This window comes from Arthrobacter sp. J156 (genome assembly GCF_056172865.1).
The window spans coordinates 1,435,387-1,454,189 of the sequence record NZ_CM149650.1; the positions used below are offsets into that span (position 1 = coordinate 1,435,387).

Below are 18,803 nucleotides of genomic sequence, written 5' to 3' on the forward strand. Positions count from 1 at the left end.
GGACGACGGCGGACCCCACCGGGGCGGGGTCCGCCGTCGTTCCGTGCGGTGGCGCTGCTAGGCGCGTTCCTTCTCACGCATCTCGAAGGTCTCGATGATGTCGCCTTCCTTGATGTCGTTGAAGGAGCCCAGGCCGATGCCGCACTCGAAGTCCGTGCGGACCTCAGTGGCGTCGTCCTTGAAGCGGCGCAGCGACTCGATCGACAGGTTGCCGTTGACGACCGTGCCGTCGCGGACGAGCCGCGCCTTCGAGTTTCGGCGGATCGTGCCGGAACGGACGATCGAGCCGGCGATGGCGCCCCACTTGGAGGAGCGGAAGACCTCGCGGACCTCCGCGGTGCCCAGCTGGGCCTCCTCGTACTCGGGCTTCAGCATGCCCTTCAGGGCCGCCTCGATGTCGTCGATCGCCGAGTAGATGACCGAGTAGAAGCGCATGTCCACGCCCTCGCGGTCCGCCAGCTCGGCGACGCGCTCGGCCGGACGGACGTTGAAGCCGATGATGATCGCGTTGTCCACGGTCGCCAGGTTGACGTCGTTCTGCGTGATCGCGCCCACGCCGCGGTGGATGACGCGCAGCTGCACGCCCTCGCCCACGTCGATCTTGAGCAGCGAGTCCTCGAGCGCCTCGACGGCGCCGGAGACGTCGCCCTTGAGGATGAGGTTGAGGGTGTCGATCTTGCCCTCGGCCACGGCCTGGTCGAAGTCCTCCAGCGTGATGCGCTTGCGGCGCTTGGCGAGCTGCGCGTTGCGGTCGGCCGCCTCGCGCTTCTCGGCGATCTGGCGGGCGGTGCGCTCGTCGGAGGTGACGAGGAACGTGTCGCCGGCGCGCGGCACCGAGGACAGGCCGAGGACCTGGACCGGGCGCGAAGGCCCGGCGGCCGCGATCGTCTCGCCGTTCTCGTTGAACATCGCGCGGACGCGTCCGTGCGCCTGGCCGGCGACGATCGTGTCGCCGACGTTGAGCGTTCCGGACTGCACCAGGACGGTCGCGACGGCGCCGCGGCCCTTGTCCAGGTTGGCCTCGATCGCGATGCCGCGGGCGTCCTTGTCGGGGTTGGCCCGCAGGTCCAGCGCCGCGTCGGCGGTGAGCAGGACGGCCTCGAGCAGCTCGTCGATGCCCTCGCCGCGGAGCGCGGAGACGTGCACGAACATCGTGTCGCCGCCGTACTCCTCCGGCACCAGGCCGTACTCGGTGAGCTGGCCCTTGACCTTGTCCGGGTTGGCGCCTTCCTTGTCCACCTTGTTCACGGCGACGACGACCGGCACGCCGGCGGCCTGGGCGTGGTTGAGCGCCTCGACCGTCTGCGGCATCACGCCGTCGTCCGCGGCCACGACGAGCACGGCGATGTCGGTCACCTTGGCACCGCGGGCACGCATGGCGGTGAACGCCTCGTGGCCCGGGGTGTCGATGAACGTGACCGCGCGGTCGTTGCCCTCGTGCTCGTGGTGGATCTGGTAGGCACCGATGTGCTGGGTGATGCCGCCGGCCTCGCCCTCGATGACGTTGGTCTTGCGGATCGCGTCGAGCAGGCGTGTCTTGCCGTGGTCGACGTGGCCCATGACGGTGACCACCGGAGGACGCGCCTCCAGCTCGTCGTCGCCCTCGTCCTCGGCCTCCTGGTCCAGGTCGATGTCGAAGGACTCGAGCAGCTCGCGCTCCTCGTCCTCCGGGGAGACGACCTGCACCTTGTAGCCGAGCTCGGTGCCCAGCACCTCGAACGTGGCCTCGTCGAGCGACTGCGTGGCCGTGGCCATCTCACCGAGGTGGAAGAGCACGGTCACGAGCGCCGCCGGGTTGGCGTCGATCTTGTCGGCGAAGTCCGTGATGGAGGCACCGCGGCGCAGCCGGACGACGGTCTCTCCATCGCCGCGGGGCACGCTCACGCCGCCCAGCGACGGTGCGCTCATCTGCTCCAGTTCCTGGCGCTTGGCGCGCTTGGACTTGCGCTGCTTGCCGCGGCCGGCGCCTCCCTTGCCGAAGGCGCCCTGCGTGCCGCCGCGACCGCGGCCGGCTCCGCCCTTGAAGCCGCCGCCACCGCCGGCGCCGCCGGGACCGCCGCCCGGGCGGGCCGGGCCGCGCCCGGGGGCACCGGGGCGCCCGCCGGCCGCGGGGGCCGAGCGGTCGATGCTCTTGGGCATCATGCCGGGGGTCGGACGCGGGCCGCCGGGACGCGGACCACCCGCGCCGGCACCGGCCGGACGCGGACCACCCGGACGCGGGGCGCCGGGACGGGGGCCGCCTGCGCCGGCCGGCGGACGGGGACCGCCGGCACCCGGGGCGCCGCCCGGACGGGGCGCGCCGGAGCGCATGCCCTGCTGCGGGGCGAAGGGGTTGTTGCCCGGACGGGGACCGCCGGGACGCGCGCCCGGACGGGGGCCGCCCGGACGGGATCCACCGCGTTCGCCGTCGGAGGAGCGCATGCCCTGCTGCGAGGAGAACGGGTTGTTGCCCGGACGGGGTCCGCCGGGCTTGGGTCCGGCTGCGGGCCGCGCGCCGGGGCGCGGAGCCTGGGACGACTGCGGCGCGGCGGGCGCCTGGGGCGCCTCCGGCTGCGCCGCGGGCGCCTCCGGCTGGACGGCCGGCTTCGGGGCGGGCTTCTCGGCCGGTGCTGCGGGAGCCTGCTGCGCGGCTGCGGCCGGCTTCGCCGGCGCGGGGCGCGGGGACGAGGCGGGCTTCTGCGCGGCGGACTTGGAACCCGCGGCGGAACCGCCGGTGGGGAAGGCGTCCCTCAGTTTCCTGACGACGGGCGCCTCGATGGTCGAAGAGGCGGAACGGACGAACTCGCCCAGTTCCTGCAGTTTCGCAACTGCGTCCTTCGAAGTGATGCCGAGCTCTTTGGCGAGCTCGTGTACGCGGACCTTGGCCACATTTCTCCTGTCTCGGTCCGCCCTGCGATCACTTCTGCAAGGTGCGGACCGTCTTTTGCTGTTCTGCGAGGCCGCGGTCACGGGACCGCGCGCCGATTGCTGCGCCAGACTGCTGGTTCATAGCTAGGCGCTCATCGCTTGACACTCATCGGGTTTCCATCAGATTTCTGACCCGCTTTCACGTTGGACGGTGTGGACGGCCTCTCCCCCGGACGGGGACAGGCCGATGGCGGCCAGTAGTTCGTCGAGCTCGACGGCTCCCACGTTGGCCCTGAAGGCACGCGGGAACGCCCGGCGCTTGACGGCACGGGCCGCGCATTCCGGGTCCGGGTGCAACCAGGCACCCCGACCGGACTTGCGGCGACGCGGATCGGGGACGACGGCGGGGCCGTCGCCACGGGGATCCAACACCCACCGCAGCAGCTGGTCCTGCCCCGCGGTCAGCCGGCACCCGATGCACGTCCGCAGCGGCGTCTTCTGCGCGCTCACGATCGCTCGATCTCCTGGTGCTGGCTTCCCGGTCCTGGGCGGACCACGGTCAAGTCTACCGCCTTTGACGGCGGCGGTCGCGCAGGACCCCGCCCGGCGTCAGCCCCGCTCGGGGCCCTTGACGCCGTCGGAGACGATGTCGATCCGCCAGCCGGTCAGCTTCGCGGCCAGGCGGGCGTTCTGCCCCTCCTTGCCGATCGCGAGCGAGAGCTGGTAGTCCGGCACGACGACCCGGGCCTGGCGGGCCGCGGCGTCGACGATCGTGACCGAGTTCACCTTCGACGGCGAAAGCGCGCTCGCGATGAAGCGGGCCGGGTCCTCGTTGTAGTCGACGATGTCGATCTTCTCGTCGCTGAGCTCGTTCATCACGGCCCGCACGCGGGATCCCATCTCGCCGATGCACGCGCCCTTCGCGTTGATCCCGGCGACCTTGGCGCGGACGGCGATCTTCGAGCGGTGACCGGCCTCGCGGGCCAGGGAGACGATCTCCACCGAACGGTCGGCGATCTCGGGGACCTCCAGCTCGAAGAGCTTGCGGACCAGGTTCGGGTGGGAGCGCGAGAGCGTGATCGAGGGCCCCTTGGGTCCCTTGTGCACGTCGGTGACGTAGGCGCGGATGCGCGAACCATGCTCGTAGCGCTCGCCCGGGACCTGCTCGGGCGGCGGCAGGACGGCCTCGATGGTGCCGAGGTTGACCTGGATCATGTGGGGGTTGCTCCCCTGCTGGATCTGGCCGGAGACCAGCTCGCCCTCCTTGCCGCGGAACTCGCCGAGGATGTTGTCGTCCTCGGCGTCGCGCAGCCGCTGCAGGATGATCTGCCGGGCCGTGGAGGCGGCGATGCGGCCGAAGCCGTCCGGGGTGTCGTCGAACTCGCCGACGTCGTTGCCGTCCTCGTCGACCTCGGTCGCCCAGATCGTCACGTGTCCGCTCTTGCGATCCACCTCGGCGCGGGCCTTGTCGATCGCTCCGGGCGACTTGTGGTACGCCATCAGCAGGGCCTGCTCGATGGTGGGGATGAGCAGTTCCAGGGGGATCTCGCGCTCGCGTTCCAGCAGCCGCAGCGCGCTCATGTCGATGTCCACGTCAGGCCTCCTCTTCCTCGTCGGTGGTGTCCAGGACGTCCACGGCGGGGTCCTGGGAGCGTGTGAAGTCGACGTCGACGGTTCCGCGGCGGATGGCCGCGTACGGGACCGTGACGGGGTCGCCCTGCTTGGGCTTCATGCCCTTCTTGACGGGCAGGTCGGGGACCACGGTGATGGAGTCCCCGCCGGCCTCGGTGAGCCGGCCGGCCAGGTTCTCGCCCTCGCGGACGTTGACCTTGACGAGCCGGCCGACGTTGCGGCGCCAGTGGCGCGGCTGGGTCAGCGGGCGGCCGACGCCGAAGGAGGAGACCTCGAGGTCGTAGGCCGTCCCGTCGTCGTGCGGGTCGCGGTCCATGGCCTCGGAGAGCGAGCGGGAGACCTCGGCGATCGTGTCGAGGTCCACGGGGTCGGTGCCCTCGAGGTGGTCGACCACGACGTGGACGGTGCGGTGGCTGCCGGTGGTGCGCACCTCGACGTCCTCCAGATGGAGCCGGTGGGAGGCGACGGCCGGCTCCAGGTACTCCTTGAGGCGGTCCGCCTCGGGTCGGGCGTCGGGCTGGCCGGACATTGCTTCCTCCCACGTATTCGATGTTGTGCAGTCAAGATTATCCATGATCGGCGCCGACGCGTGTTCCGGGCCGCGCGTCGGTGCGGCACGGGGTACGGCCCGCCTCCGTGGGATGATCGGAGGGATGTCCCGCCGCACCAGACCCCGTCCCGCCGTCCGCCGCGCCTCCCGGATGAGCCGCGCGGGCCGCTGGTTCGGCCGTTTCGCGGCCCTGCTCCTCGTCGCCGCGCTCGTCGTGGGGCTCGGGACGGTCGCGTCGGGGACGGGGAACGACGCACCCGTGGACGCCGCCCCCAGTGTCGAAGAACACGTGGGCCTGCTGTGGGAGCAGCTCGAATCGCTGGCCGCCGGCACCACGGACCCCGCGGTGCCGGACGCCGCCGCGGACGGCCAGGGCGCCCGGGGGTCCGCCGCGGAGGACGACGCCGGAGCCACCCTTGCGCCTGCGGGCTGGAGCGCCGCGGAGCTCGCCTCGGCCCGCGCCGTCCTGGCCCGGCACGTCGAGCTCCTGCTGCCCGGCTACCGGGCGGCCCGCGAGGCCGCCGCCGAGGACGCCGAACAGGACGCTCCGGCGTCCCGCCCGGGATCGACGGGACCGCGCACCTCCGCGGCCTATGCGACGCCGGCTGCCGGTTCCCCTCCGGCAGGCGGAGTCGGCGGGCAGGACGGCCCTGACGGCTCGCCCCCGGAACCGCCGGACGCGGCCGGGTTCGCGCTCGAGCTGGCGGCCTCCTCCGACCGCCTCGCGGACCTCGCCGTCGCATCCTCCGGGGATTCGGCCCGCTCGCTCCTGACGGCCGCGATCGAACAGGGCCTGCTGGCCCGGCGGCTGGCGGGGGACGCGGAGCTTGCCGAGCCGGTCCTCGCCGGGGACGCCTACCGGACCACGCCGGGCGGCGCCCTCCCCGGTGCCCGGTGCACGGCGGAGCCGGCCGGGGACGCCGGCGCCGCGGCGGGGCCGGACGAGGCCGCGCTGAGCCACCTCGCCGCCGCCGATGCGGCCTACCGGCTCGCCTACGCCTACGCCTACACGGCGGACCGTTCCACCACCGTGGACCGGGCCCGGTGGCGGGCCGACGCCGCGGAGTATGCGGAGCTCGGACGCCGGATCGAGTCCGCGCTACCCGGTGACTGCCCGGCCCAGCGCCGTCCCGCCTATGCCGTTCCCGCCGCCGGTGCCGGGGCCGGGATGCTCTCCAGCGCCTCGCTCGAGCTCGCCGCGGCCCTGCGGGACGCCTCCTCCCACGCCCCGGACGGCTGGCGGGCCGCCCTCGCCCACGAGGCCTGGTCCGCGGCGGCCGCCGGTGCCGCCCTCGCCGGGGACGACGCCGTCGTCCTCCTCCCATGAGCGCCCCGCCTCCCCTCCCGGACCCGCACGCGCTGCCCGCCGTGCTGCGCCGCAACGCGCTGCGGCTGCGCGGCGGCCGGTCCTGGCTCGACGCCCTGCCGGACCACTTCCGCGCGCTCCTGGAGCGCTGGCGGCTCGTGCACGATCCCGCCGACGCCCCGTGGTGGGCGGGGCACGCAGGCGTCGTCGTCCCGGTGCGGGACGCGGCGGGGACGCCGCTGGCCCTCAAGGTCTCGCTGCCGGAAGAGGATCTGCGCGCCGAGGCGTGGGCCCTGCGGGCCTGGGGCGGCCGCGGCGCGGTCGGGCTGGTCCAGGACGACGGCGGCTTCTCCCTCCTGCTCGAGCGCCTCGTCCCCGGTCCCGGGCTCGGGCTGCTCCCGGTCGAGGAATCCGTGCCGGTCTGGGGAGGGATCGTGCGGACGCTCGCGGTGGGCGAAGAGGACGGGTGGCCGCGCTTCGAGCGCACGTCCGACGTCGCCGAACGCCTCGGCGACGGGCTTCCACAGGACTGGTTCGAGCTGGACCGGCCCGTTCCCCGGGCGCTGCTCCAGGCCGCGCTCGAGCGCTGCCAGGAACGCGGAACGCTCGCGCTGCGCGGCGGGCGGCCCGTGCTCGTCCACGGGGACCTCCACTACTTCAACGTCCTCGCGCGTCCGGCGGGCGGCTTCGCGGCCATCGACCCGCAGCCGTACCTCGGCGATGCCGAGTTCTCGGTCCTGCCCATGCTCCACAACCGCCTCGCCGAGCTGCCGGCGCGGAACCAGGGGCCGGCCCTCGAGGCCCGGATGCGCGCGCTGTGCGCCGCGGCCGGCCTCGACGTCGAACGCGCCCGGGGGTGGTCGATCGCCCGCGCAGTCGAGGACGTCCACTGGTTCACCCGGCACGGCCTGCCGGGCGACGCCGAACGCTCGCTCTGGGTCGCCACCGCGCTCGCCGGGCTGCCGTTGGACACCCTGCCGCGCGCGGAGCAGCTGGCGCCGCTCGCCTAGCCGGGATGGTCGGCCCGGGGCCAGGCGGCGACGGCGGGCCGGCCGCTCCGCGGCCGTGCGTCCAGGCTCCCTGCCGGCGGTCGGGGAGTGTCAGACGAACGGTGTATCTGGTCCTGGCCTGACCGAAAGGAAAGGCGATGACCGATGTCATCGAGATGATTGATCCTGTGACGGGAGAGATCATCGATCAGCAGCAGATCGCGGAGCAGCTGCTCGCGGAAGCGAAGGAGAAGGGCGTCAGCCTGGTCGGCCCGGACGGGCTGCTCGCCGGGCTAACGAAGCGGGTGCTGGAGACTGCGCTCGAGGTCGAGATGACCGAGCACCTCGGTTATGACAAGCACCAGCCCAGCACCGGCGAGAATGCCCGTAAGGGGACGCGGGCGAAGACCGTGATGACCGAGGTCGGTGCAGTGCAGATCGACGTTCCCCGGGATCGTGAGGGGTCGTTCCAGCCGAGGATCGTGCGCAAGCGGCAGCGTCGGCTGGACGGGATCGACGAGATCGTGCTGTCATTGACCGCGCGCGGGCTCACGACCGGTGAGGTCGCGGCGCACTTCGACGATGTCTACGGAGCCAGCGTCTCGAAGGACACGATCTCGAAGATCACCGACAAGGTGATCGAGGAGATGACCGAGTGGCAGAACCGTCCGTTGGACCGCGTCTACCCGGTGGTGTTCATCGACGCGATCGTCGTGAAGGTGCGGGACGGGCAGGTGCGCAACAAACCGTTCTACGTCGCCGTCGGCGTCACCACGGGCGGGGAACGCGACATCCTCGGGATCTGGGCCGGCGACGGTGGTGAGGGCGCGAAGTTCTGGCTCGGCGTGCTCACCGAGATCAAGAACCGCGGCGTCGAGGACGTCTGCATCGTCGTCTGCGACGGGCTGAAAGGCCTCCCGGACGCGATCAACACGACGTGGGAGCTGACGACGGTGCAGACATGCATCATCCACCTGATCCGCAACACGTTCAAATACGCGTCGCGGAAGTACTGGGACCAGATCGCCCGCGACCTCAAGCCGGTCTATACCGCCGTCAACGAAGCTGTCGCGAGGGCCAGGTTCGAGGAGTTCGCCGAGAAGTGGTGCACCATGTATCCCGCGATCCGGCAGCTCTGGGAGAACGCATGGGCGGAATTCATCCCGTTTCTGGACTACGACGTCGAGATCCGCCGCATCATCTGCTCCACGAACGCGATCGAGTCGCTCAACGCCCGCTACCGGCGCGCCGTCCGTGCCCGCGGGCACTTCCCCAACGACGCTGCCGCGCTGAAATGCCTGTATCTCGTGACCCGGTCGCTTGACCCGACGGGGCGAGGTCGGGCACGGTGGGTCACGAGGTGGAAGCCCGCGCTCAACGCCTTCGCTATCACCTTCGAAGGCCGAATCAACTGACAATGCGCCAGGCCAGATCCACCGCTAATCTGACAGACCCTCGGGAGATGCTCGTGCAGCCAGGAACGCAGCGATCGGCTTCATCCCGGGAGCCAAGCTGGCGGCGAAGCTCATTTCGAACGGCGGGCGCATTGGAAAGTTGATGCAACGCAACCTCAATTGGCAGGCCAACAACCGCTACCTTGGCACACAAAGTCGACTCTTCTCAGGAAAACTAAAGACGAAGGGTGGCCACCGAATCGGTTGGGCAAAGGGCGTAGCAGCCAAGGGGCCGGCCCCGGTGGTTTGGAGAGCCGGAGCAAGGGGGGCTCACAAGCACTACTTCAGCCAAAAGACGACCATCAATTACTACAAGAGAAAGTCTCGGTAGGAACTTCATGCGGCGAAGCATTAACACCGACACCCTCCGAGGTTTGGCTAACCGCCTAGAAGCAGTTTCGGGGATCTCGGTCGAACTGCGAGAACTCGATCGTGAACTCGTGATACGCCATCTCCAAGGACCCGAAGTGAACTGGCTCATGATCTCGGTAGACACGGGACTATCTCATTAACGGTGTATCCGGCGGTTTCTTTTAGTAGCTTTCAGCGGCCGGGAATCGGTCGCTGAAAGTGATGGCGAAGGCGTTCAAAGCGGGCTTCCAACGCACGGCCCATCGGGTCTTGCCGGCACCGGTCGGATCGAGGGATCGGGTGACCAGATACAGGCACTTTAGCGCAGCCTGCTCGGTGGGGAAATGACCCCGGGCCTTCACGGCGCGCCGGTACCTGGCGTTGAGGGATTCGATCGCATTGGTCGAGCAGATCACGCGCCGGATTTCCACGTCATAGTCCAGGAACGGGATGAACTCCTCCCACGCGTTCTCCCACAGCCGCACGATGGCCCCGTATTTCTTGCCCCAGCGCTCGGTGAGCTCCTCGAACGCCGCCCTGGCGGCCGCAGCGTTCACGGCGGTGTAGATGGGCTTCACGTCCCGTTTGAGCGCGTCCCAGTCCTTCTTCGAGGCCAGGCGGAAGGTATTGCGGATCAGGTGGATGATGCAGGTCTGCACGGTTGTCAGCGGCCAGACGTTGGTGACGACTTCGGGCAGGCCTTTGAGGCCGTCGCAGACCAGGAAGAAGGTGTCTTTCACGCCGCGGTTCTTGATGTCGGTGAGCACGCTCATCCAGAACTTCGCGCCCTCACCGCCGGTGCCGGCCCACAGGCCGAGGATGTCCTTCTCACCCTCCAGCGTCACGCCGATCGCGGCGTAGACGGGCCGGTTGGCGACCTGCCCGTCGCGGACCTTGACGACGATGGCGTCGATGAAGATCGCCGCGTAGACCTCATCCAGCGGCCGGTTTTGCCACGCGGCCATCTCGTCGAGCACCCTGTCGGTGATCCGCGAGACGGTCTCCTTTGACACGGACGCACCGTAGATCTCGGCGAAGTGCGCGCTGATTTCCCCGGTGGTCAGGCCCTTGGCATAGAGCGACAGGACCATCTCATCGACACCGGTCAGGCGGCGCTGACGCTTCTTGACGATGACCGGTGAGAAGGTCCCTTCCCGGTCCCGCGGCACGTCCACCTCCACCGGGCCCGTGGTCTCCGTCAGCACCGTTTTTGGGCGCACGCCGTTGCGGGAATTCGCGGTCTGCTTCCCTGCCGTATCGTGCTTTTCATATCCGAGATGCTCGGTCATTTCCTCATCGAGCGCGGTCTCGATCACGGTCTTGGTCAGCTGCTTGAGCAGACCGTCCGGCCCGGTCAGGGACAGGCCCTGTTCCTTCGCCATTCTGACCAGCTCGCGCGCAGCGTCGCCCTCGGATACTTCTGTCTTCTTTTCAGCGGTTTTCGTACTCGGCACAGCCTCAAGTGTTGCGGCCATATCGGGCTCCTCCCCGCCAGGCTTACCGCCCGGCGTGTCGAGCCGGATACACCGTTATTTCCACAGTCCCGTAGACACCGATCCGAGCGATTGGCTTTGGTTCCAATGGAATGTCGGCGGCACCGAAGGCTTTTTGGAGTTCATGCTTGAGGCCCCTTCACATGCCCGTCAGGCCGAGGAACTCGTAGAACGGGTCGGAGTCGACGCGTTATACCTTGAGAAGCTGGCACACCAGAGGTGGCAGTTGTGGTTCGGTGGCTCGGCGTTCCTTCCCAGTAGCAAGAAGACTGGTGGGCCTGTGACGAAGAACTTGATCAAGCTGATTCCGTCCACTGTCGATCGTTGAGCGGATCGCGATCCAGCGTGAGCGCGTCACACACCGTCCTTCGCTTGGTCATCCGCAAGGAAGAAGGCCGTAAGTGGCGCGATGAGATCGACTTATTCGACGATAGTGCGGAACTCGTGTCGCTAGCCTTTCTGGCTTTCGCTGGCTGGTCTATGTACTTCGGGATCGCTTACATCCTTGGCCAAGTAGCGGCGGCATTAATTTGGGAGGTGGAGATTCCGCACCTGTTAGCGGCCATGAAAAACTGCCCATAGGCGGCCACGAAAGTGCCCGCTGGCGGCCAGCAGAACTGCCCGCCGGTGGCCATGAGATCTGCCCACTTCCTTACTTGTTCCTGCCGCGTCTTTAAGCGGTGGGGGCCTCTCCCTGCGGTTTGATGACGGTGTCTAAGCGCACCAAAAGCGAACCAGGAAGAGGCCCTGTATGAAGTCTGACGGAGAAATCATGGAAATTCTTGCTGCCTACGATCTGACCGGATCGTTGCGCGCCACCGCGGAGCTCACGGGCTGCTCGCACCACACCGTTGCTAAACACGTCACCGCCCGTGACGCGGGCCGGCCGATCGGGGAACCCGCGGCCCGCGGCCGGGTCACCGACGCGTTCCTGCCCAAGATCGAGGAATGGATCGAAGCCTCCAAGGGCCGGATCCGGGCCGACAAGGCCCACGAAAAGCTCCTCGCTCTGGGCTACACCGGTTCGGAACGGTCTACCCGCCGGGCGATCGCGCAGGTCAAAGCCGCGTGGCGGCTGGGCCACACCCGCGTCCACCGGCCGTGGATCACAGAACCGGGGATGTGGTTGCAGTACGACTTCGGCGACGGGCCCCGGATCGGCGGGGTGAAGACCATCCTTTTCGTGGCCTGGCTGGCGTTCTCACGCTTCCGCATCGTGATCCCGCTCAGGGACAGGACCGCGCCGAGCGTGTTCGCGGCCCTGGACCGGTGCTTCCGGATCCTCGGAGGGGCGCCGACCTATGTCCTCACGGACAACGAGAAGACCGTCACCACCGCCCACGTCGCCGGGGTCCCGGTGCGCAACCAGCAGACCCTGGACTTCGCCCGGCACTACGGGGTGACCGTGCTGACCTGCCAACCGGCGGACCCGGCCACCAAAGGCGGAGTCGAAGCGTCCGTGAAACTCGCCAAGGCCGACCTCGTGCCCAAAGACACCAACCTCCGCGATGACTACCGCACCTTCGCCGAGCTCGAGGCCGCCTGCACGGCGTTCATGGACGAGGTCAATCACCGTGAGCACCGGACGACGCGGCGGAAACCCGCGGCCATGCTCGCCGAGGAAGCCCCGCGGCTGCACCGGATCCCGGACACCGCCCACACGGTCGCGTTCGGCCTGGCCCGCGGCGTTCCGGAGAACACCCCAATGGTCACCTTCGAAAACGCCCAGTACTCCGTCCCGGCCCACCTGCTCGGAGCCCGGGTGTTCGTCCGCACCCACGGCACCGGGCCCGGCGAGCAGGTCATCATCGTCCACCACGGCACGACCGGGCCCGTCGAAGTCGCCCGCCACGAACGGGCACGGCCCGGCAGCCCCGCCATCAACGACGAACACTTCCCCGGAACCCGGGCGAAGCTCCCCGGCGACTACGAGGTGAGGGCCCGCAGCGCGGACGAGGCCGCGTTCCTGGCCATCGGCGAAGGCGCCAGAACCTGGCTCGTCGAGGCCGCCGCGGCCGGGACCGCAAGGATGAACGTGAAAATGGCCGAAGCCGTTACGCTGGCCAAAATCGCCGGCACTGATCAGGTCGACCGGGCCCTGGGCGACGCCGCCCTGCACGGCCGGTTCGCGCACCCGGACCTCGCCTCGATCTTGAACGCCAACATCCGCCGCACTACCACCCACGCCGCCAACGAAGCCACCTCCCTCACCCAAGGAACAGGGGCGTGGGCCGCGATCGGCAACCCCGCAACCATCACCACGCCGGAGGAGGCCCGATGAGCCCCGTCACCACGACCAATACCGTGGCTCCGCCGCTACCGGCGGACCTGGAGGCCCTGATGCGGTCCCTGAAAATGCCCCACGCCCGGGCGCTGGCCCCGGACCTGATCGCGACCGCCCGCGCCCAGCGGTGGGAACCGGCCGAGGTCATCAAGGCCCTCTTCACGGAGGAAGCCGCCGGCCGGGCCCGGTCCATGCTCGCTTCCCGCCGCAAAGCAGCCGGGTTCCCGACCGGGAAGACCTTCGAGGCGTGGGACCCTGCAGCGTCCTCCATCCCGGGCCCGACCCAGCAGGCACTGCGGACCCTGGAATGGATCACCCGCAGGGAAAACTTGGTCGTCTGCGGGCCCTCGGGGACGGGGAAGACGTTCTTCCTCGAAGCCCTCGGCCAGCAGGCCGTCGAAGCCGGAATGCGGGTCGCTTGGTTCAGGCTCGAGGACCTCGGCGTCCTCATCCGCGCCCACCGAACCGATGACAGCGTCACCCGGGCCGTTGCCCGGATCCTGCGCGCCGAGCTCGTGGTCATCGATGATATTGGTCTGTTGCCCGTGGCCACGGACGCCGCCGAAGGCCTCTACCGGGTCGTGGACGCAGCCTACGAAAAACGCTCCGTCGCGATCAGCTCCAACCTCCACCCCGCCGGGTTCGATGAGCTCATGCCCAAAACCCTCGCCACCGCCACCGTTGACCGACTGCTGCACCACGCCCACGTCTGCCAGACCAGCGGCGATTCCGTCCGTCTTACCCAGGCCCTCGCCGGAAAAGGAGTGACCCGCTTGAACTGACCAACCCAACGATGGCCGACCCCGCCGAAACGAATCAGTGGGCAGATCTGTTGGCCATAACCGGGCAGTTTTACTGGCCACCAGCGGGCACATCAACTGGCCGCCCATGGGCAGAACGTAATGGCCATTGACACGCACCCTTGGCGGGGCCTTCCCCTTGCCTTCATTTTCAGCGGAGTTGCCCTAGGGTTCCTCAACTGCCTTGCGATCAGAATCATGGAGCGCGTGACAGGACGACCTGATGGATGGTTCTGGTGGCCCAAGAGCGTGAAGGCCGTGACGGCGGCATGCGAGGTCGTGGCGGTACTGCTGGTTTCTGCTCTCTTCATCTTCGCCTACGGAGCACTCGCGTGGTTTCAGTAGAAGAACGAGTGCCGCGTCAGCTATTGGGCAGGCGCGAATAGCAAGCTAGTTTGGGCATCAAGCACCGAGTTTCACGGGGGCCTTCCTTTTTGGCGTCAAGGACGGATGCGGTCAGCCCGTCCGGGCCAGGGTCAGGAGGGGGACGACGCGTTCGGCGCGCGTCACCGAACCGTGCTGGCCCACCATCTCGAAGGCCCGCGGGGCCACGCGCCGGCCGTCGTAGAGCGCCAGTTCGGGCACCGACGGGAGCACCAGGAGGTCGCCGATGCGTGGGAGCACGTCCGCGTCGACGTCGCCGAAGAAGCCGTGGGCCACCGCCTCGTGGCGTTCCAGGATCCAGGCGCGGGGACCAAGGGCCGCCCGCCAGGCCCCCACGAGGCGCTCCCGCCCCCCGGCGGAGAGTCCGGGCTCCACGTGCAGCTGGACGCAGCGCGGCTCCCCCGCGGTCAGGGCGACGCCGTCGACCAGCTCCGGGGTCAACGAGTAGTCGATCCGGTGCCGCTCGGGGACATCGACCATGCCGTGGTCGGCGGTCAGCAACAACAGCGTTCCGGCGGGCAGGCGCGCCGCGAGCGTGCGCATCGCCGCGTCGAGCTCCTCGAGCTGCTCCCCCCATTCGAGGGACGCGCTGCCGTGGCGGTGGCCCGCCTTGTCCAGCTCGTTCCAGTAGCAGTACATCAGCACGCGCTCGTGGGCCGCGAGGATCTCCGAGGCCCGGCGGACGCGGGCCTGGGCCGTCTTCGCCGCCGCGAACTCCCCGCCGCGCAGGGCGGCCCGGGTCAGGGAGGAGCCGTCGAACTGCGGCAGGCTCACGGTCGCGACGTGCACGTGCCCGGCCGCGTCCTCGAGCACCGTGCGGTGCGGCTGCCACGCGGCGGGATCGAGGTCCGACGGCCAGCCGCCGAGCATGTTGACCACGCGCGGCCCGGCCGGGTCGAGGACGTCATAGCCCACGATCCCGTGCCGTCCCGGCGGCAGCCCCGTCCCGAGCGTGGCGAGCGAGGCCGCCGTCGTCGTCGGGAACGCGGCGTCCAGGTGCCGCCCCGTCTCGAGGTGCCGGCGCAGGAACGGCGCGTGCCCGCCCCGCGACTTCAGCAGGGCCGAGCCCAGGCCGTCCGCCATGACCACGCAGACCCGGCGGGCGGGCGGCAGTCCGAGCGTGTTGGCGTACCCCGGCACGCCGAGGACGGCGGCCGCGCTGGGCAGCACCTCCCCCAGGCTCGCGCTCCCATAGCGGGGCGGCGCCGGAAGGCGCGCCGCACCGGCGTCGTTCGCTGTCTGCGGCACGGATCAGGCCTGGTGGTGCCCGCGGACCAGCCGGCTGCCCACCCACCCGGGGCGCGGCTCGGACACGACCGCGGCGCGCGGCTGGACGGCGGTGGCCGTCGCCGTGCTGATCTTCCGCAGGGCGCGCGCGAAGGTCCTGGCGTCCTCGACGGCCTGCAGCCCGTCCGCCTCGGCGCTCACGCGCAGCACGAGGTCCTCGTGCTGGAGGCTGCCGGTGTAGCCGTGGTCGGCGTCGCACTGCGGGTCGGCGCAGCCGGCCGGGGCCAGGTCGACGCGCTGCCCGCCCGTCCAGGCGATGCCGAGCGTCAGCTCGCGGACCTTGTCCGTCGAGGAGTAGTCCTGCGGCTGGTGGTACATCGAGGACAGCACCACGGAACCGATCCGGGACACGGCGACCGTCTCCGTCGAGGCCTGGGCCACGGCCGTGTCGCCGAGCTCGTCGAGCTGCTGGTCGTCCACGTGGACGACGACCATGACCTCCTGGGCGAGCACGAGCGCGGTCACGTGGCGGTGCACCTCGCCGTGTTCGATGTGCGTCTCCAGGTGCACCAGGTGCGCCACGGGCTCCATCCCGTCGAGGGCGTCGTCGATGACGTCGGCGACGAGCCGCGGGTAGAAGCCGGCCCGTTCCAGGGCGCTGTGGAGGTCGCGGGCGGCAGGGGTGCGGGAGATCATGTCCTCCAGTCTATCCGGGGGCCCGCCAGGGCTCCGGGGAGCGGGCGCGGTCCCGTCTACCCGGACAGGGCGCGCCGGGCGCTGTCCGTTCGCTGGCCGGGATGGCCGATCCGCAGATCGGCCGAGAGCACGGTCACGCCCGCGGCGGAGACGAGGACGGGGTTGAACTCGAGCAGCGCGACCTCGGGGTGGTTGTCCTTGAGCGCGGCGACGCGGTTGAGCAGCTCCTCGAGGCTGCGCACGTCGACGGCGGGCAGGCCCTGGTAGCCGAACAGCTTGCGGGCGGCGCGCGGGGAGCGGACGAGCTCGGCCAGGTCCGTCGTCGTCAGCGGCGGGATGGCATGGGCCCAGTCGTCGAGGAGGTTCACCGCGTCGCCGGCGAGGCCGAAGGAGACGAGGGGGCCGAGGAGCGGATCCTCGAGGGCGCGCACGATGCAGCCCTGGCCGGAGGGGGCCATCGACTGCAGCTCGAGCCCGGGGGCCCCGAACGGCTCGAGCATCTGGCGCATGTGGCGGATGTTCCCGCGCAGGCTCGCCTCGTCGAAGATGTTCAGGCGCACCCCGCCGAGGTCCAGGCGGTGCCGCAAGTGCTCGTCCGTCGCCTTCAGCGCCACGGGCCAGCCGAGCCACGCGGCCGCCGCGACGGCCTCGTCCTCCGTCTCGAAGCCGCGCGAGGCCAGGACGTCGATCCCGTAGCAGGCGAGCAGCTCCGCCGCCTGGTCCGGGCCGAGCCGGAGCAGCTCGGTGCCGCGCACGCGTTGAACGTGGGCGGCGACGAGGTCCTCCGCCCGGTCGACGTCGGTCCCCTCCAGGGGCATCGGCTCGCCGAAGTCGCGGGCGCGCCACTCGGTGTAGCGGACGACGGCGGCGAGGGCCGCGGTCGCGTCGCCCGGGTTGGCGTAGCACGGCAGCCCGCCCAGGAGCCCCTCGGCCGGGCCCGAGGCGTCGAGACGGCCCGTGAACGCGGCGACGACGGGCTTGCCCGCCTCCCGCGAGCAATCGGACAACGTCCGCGCGACGGCGTCGGTATCGACGCCCCGGGCGGGCAGGAGCGCGACGATCGCCGTGTGCACTTCGGCGCCGGACAGCGCGTCGAGGACCGCCTTCTTGAGCCGCGGGAGGGCCCGCGACTGGCCGTCGTCGAGGGGCACGGCCCCTGCGGTGGCGGCGATCTCGAGCCCGTGCTGCAGGGCGCTGTCGGCGACGACGGCGGCGAGGGCCTCGGAGTTGGAGACGACGGCGGTTCCCCGACCGGCCGGGAGCGGCTGCGCGGCCACGAGCTGGGCGACGTCCATGAGCTCCTCGGTCGTCCCGACCCGGATGACCCCGGACTGGCGCAGCATCGCGTCCACGGCGCCGAGCGGCGCCTGCGTCGTCCGCACCGCGTGGCCGGGCGGAAGGCGCAGGCCCATGACGTCCGACTTGGCCACGATGACGGGCTTGCTGCGGGCGAGCCGGCGGGCGATCCGGGAGAACTTGCGCGGGTTGCCGAAGCTCTCGAGGTAGAGGCCGACCGCCGAGGAGCGCTCGTCGTCCTCCCAGAACTGCATCGCGTCGTTGCCCGAGACATCGGCGCGGTTGCCTGCGGAGACGATGCTCGAGACGCCGAGCGCCCGGCGGCTCGCGGCGGCGTAGAGGAGCACCCCCATCGCGGCCGACTGGCTGAAGAACCCGAACGCGCCCTCCTGCGGCATCCCCGGCGCGAGCGAGGCGTTGAGACGCACCTCGGGATCGGTGTTGACGACCCCGAGCGATGCGGGGCCGATGAGGCGCATGCCGTTGGACCGGGCCGAGCGGACGAGCGCCCGCTGCCGCGCGAGCGTGGCCCCCGGGTCGGCGTCGGCGAGGTCGGTGACGACGAGCAGGCCCTTGACCCCTGCCGCCCCGCACTCGGCGACGACCGCGTCGACCTGGTCCGCCGGCACGGCGACGACGGCGAGGTCCACCGGACCGGGGACCTCCGCGATCGAACCGTGGGAGACCATCCCCGCGACCTCGAAGGCCTCGGGGTTCACGCCCGCCACGGTACCCGTGAACCCGCCCTCCACGATGTTCTCCAGGAGCGTGTAGCCGATCGAGCCCCACGCCCGGCTCGCGCCGATCACGGCCACGGAGCGCGGCGCGAGCAGCTCGCCGAGGCTCCTGGCCTCGGCCCGGTGCTCCCGCGACTCCATGACGGCCCGGGAGCGGTCGGTGGGGTCGATGGGGAACTCGAGCATCACGACGCCGTCGTCGAATCGCCGCTTGACCTCGTAGCCGGCCTCGGCGAAGACGGTGAGCATCTTGCGGTTCTCCGGCAGCACCTCCGCGCTGAAGCGCTCGATCCCGTTCTCGCGGGCCGCGGCGGCGAGGTGCTCGAGCAGGATGGAGCCGACGCCCTTGCCCTGCGAGGCGTCCGCGATGTTGAAGGCGACCTCCGCCTCCTCGGGGTCGTCGAGCCGGTCGTAGCGGCCCACGCCGATGATCACGCCGCCGCGCAGGACCACGAGGGCGACGCGGTCGCGGTGGTCCACCTCGGTGAAGCGGGCCAGCTCCTTCGCGGTCAGCTTGGACTTGTAGGTGAAGAAGCGCAGGTAGATCGAGGCCTCCGACTGGCCCGTGTGCAGGGCCTGCAGCGCGTCGGCGTCGGACGGGGCGATGGGCCTCAGGTGGGCGGTGGACCCGTCCCTCAGGACGACATCGGCTTCCCAGTGGGCCGGATATTCCCGGCTTTTGCTCGCTGCACCCATAGGCTTAGCCTACGGCTTCCACGCCGGGGCCGGTCCGCCGTGCGCGGGACCGGCCACCGGT

The 18,803-nt window shown here is 70.4% G+C and carries 15 protein-coding genes; 7 read left to right on the top strand and 8 right to left on the bottom strand.

Translation table 11 applies throughout. The features are described 5' to 3' along the window. Positions 1 to 57: 57 nt before the first annotated feature. The 4 genes from infB to AC0QR5_RS06670 form a co-directional block, all read right to left on the bottom strand. Entirely contained in the window at positions 58 to 2,868 is a 2,811-nt protein-coding gene (gene infB, locus AC0QR5_RS06655; protein ID WP_329862599.1) for a translation initiation factor IF-2, read from the bottom strand. A 159-nt stretch (positions 2,869 to 3,027) separates the two neighbouring features. Then, positions 3,028 to 3,357: a YlxR family protein gene (locus tag AC0QR5_RS06660; RefSeq protein WP_329862597.1), complete on the bottom strand. Its 330-nt coding sequence runs from the start codon at positions 3,355 to 3,357 to the stop codon at positions 3,028 to 3,030. 99 nt (positions 3,358 to 3,456) lie between these two features. Continuing rightward, entirely contained in the window at positions 3,457 to 4,440 is a 984-nt protein-coding gene (gene nusA, locus AC0QR5_RS06665) for a transcription termination factor NusA (RefSeq protein WP_329862595.1), read from the bottom strand. A 1-nt stretch (position 4,441) separates the two neighbouring features. Further along, positions 4,442 to 5,053, bottom strand: coding sequence for a ribosome maturation factor RimP (locus tag AC0QR5_RS06670; RefSeq protein ID WP_430633614.1), 612 nt, complete (start codon positions 5,051 to 5,053; stop codon positions 4,442 to 4,444). Between the two features lie 79 nt (positions 5,054 to 5,132). Here AC0QR5_RS06670 and AC0QR5_RS06675 point away from each other — a divergent pair, with 79 nt between their 5' ends. From AC0QR5_RS06675 to AC0QR5_RS06685, 3 genes are all read left to right on the top strand, one after another. Further along, positions 5,133 to 6,356, top strand: a complete 1,224-nt coding sequence (locus AC0QR5_RS06675) for a hypothetical protein (RefSeq protein ID WP_329862591.1) — start codon at positions 5,133 to 5,135, stop codon at positions 6,354 to 6,356. Next, a complete protein-coding gene (locus AC0QR5_RS06680; protein ID WP_329862589.1) occupies positions 6,353 to 7,345 on the top strand; it encodes an aminoglycoside phosphotransferase family protein in 993 nt (330 codons plus the stop codon). Before AC0QR5_RS06675 ends, AC0QR5_RS06680 begins: the two co-directional genes overlap by 4 nt. A gap of 155 nt (positions 7,346 to 7,500) precedes the next feature. Next, positions 7,501 to 8,739, top strand: coding sequence for an IS256 family transposase (locus AC0QR5_RS06685; protein WP_475372516.1), 1,239 nt, complete (start codon positions 7,501 to 7,503; stop codon positions 8,737 to 8,739). A gap of 572 nt (positions 8,740 to 9,311) precedes the next feature. On the opposite strand, the gene AC0QR5_RS06690 is transcribed toward AC0QR5_RS06685, so the two are convergent. Then, the gene (locus tag AC0QR5_RS06690) at positions 9,312 to 10,604 is read right to left on the bottom strand and encodes an IS256 family transposase (protein ID WP_400588025.1); all 1,293 of its coding nucleotides are present in this window, start codon (positions 10,602 to 10,604) and stop codon (positions 9,312 to 9,314) included. 390 nt (positions 10,605 to 10,994) lie between these two features. Between AC0QR5_RS06690 and AC0QR5_RS06695 the strand changes: the two genes are divergently transcribed. The 4 genes from AC0QR5_RS06695 to AC0QR5_RS06710 all read left to right on the top strand — a co-directional run bounded on the left by AC0QR5_RS06695 (position 10,995) and on the right by AC0QR5_RS06710 (position 14,051). After that, positions 10,995 to 11,204, top strand: coding sequence for a hypothetical protein (locus AC0QR5_RS06695; RefSeq protein ID WP_329864325.1), 210 nt, complete (start codon positions 10,995 to 10,997; stop codon positions 11,202 to 11,204). A gap of 169 nt (positions 11,205 to 11,373) precedes the next feature. Then, positions 11,374 to 12,903, top strand: a complete 1,530-nt coding sequence (istA, locus tag AC0QR5_RS06700) for an IS21 family transposase (protein ID WP_237428196.1) — start codon at positions 11,374 to 11,376, stop codon at positions 12,901 to 12,903. Continuing rightward, positions 12,900 to 13,688 (top strand): IS21-like element helper ATPase IstB, encoded by a 789-nt coding sequence (gene istB / locus AC0QR5_RS06705; protein WP_237428195.1) that lies wholly within the window; start codon positions 12,900 to 12,902, stop codon positions 13,686 to 13,688. Before istA ends, istB begins: the two co-directional genes overlap by 4 nt. Before the next feature lie 120 nt (positions 13,689 to 13,808). Beyond that, the gene (locus tag AC0QR5_RS06710) at positions 13,809 to 14,051 is read left to right on the top strand and encodes a hypothetical protein (protein WP_329860158.1); all 243 of its coding nucleotides are present in this window, start codon (positions 13,809 to 13,811) and stop codon (positions 14,049 to 14,051) included. Between the two features lie 111 nt (positions 14,052 to 14,162). Here AC0QR5_RS06710 and AC0QR5_RS06715 read toward each other — a convergent pair whose 3' ends face one another. Genes AC0QR5_RS06715 through AC0QR5_RS06725 form a run of 3 tightly spaced genes read right to left on the bottom strand, consistent with a single transcriptional unit; the run spans position 14,163 to position 18,742 of the window. Continuing rightward, the gene (locus AC0QR5_RS06715) at positions 14,163 to 15,338 is read right to left on the bottom strand and encodes an alkaline phosphatase family protein (RefSeq protein ID WP_329860159.1); all 1,176 of its coding nucleotides are present in this window, start codon (positions 15,336 to 15,338) and stop codon (positions 14,163 to 14,165) included. Positions 15,339 to 15,341: 3 nt separating this feature from the next. Continuing rightward, a complete protein-coding gene (locus AC0QR5_RS06720; protein WP_329860161.1) occupies positions 15,342 to 16,013 on the bottom strand; it encodes a DUF5998 family protein in 672 nt (223 codons plus the stop codon). Positions 16,014 to 16,069: 56 nt separating this feature from the next. After that, a complete protein-coding gene (locus AC0QR5_RS06725) occupies positions 16,070 to 18,742 on the bottom strand; it encodes a bifunctional acetate--CoA ligase family protein/GNAT family N-acetyltransferase (protein ID WP_329860163.1) in 2,673 nt (890 codons plus the stop codon). Positions 18,743 to 18,803 lie beyond the last annotated feature (61 nt).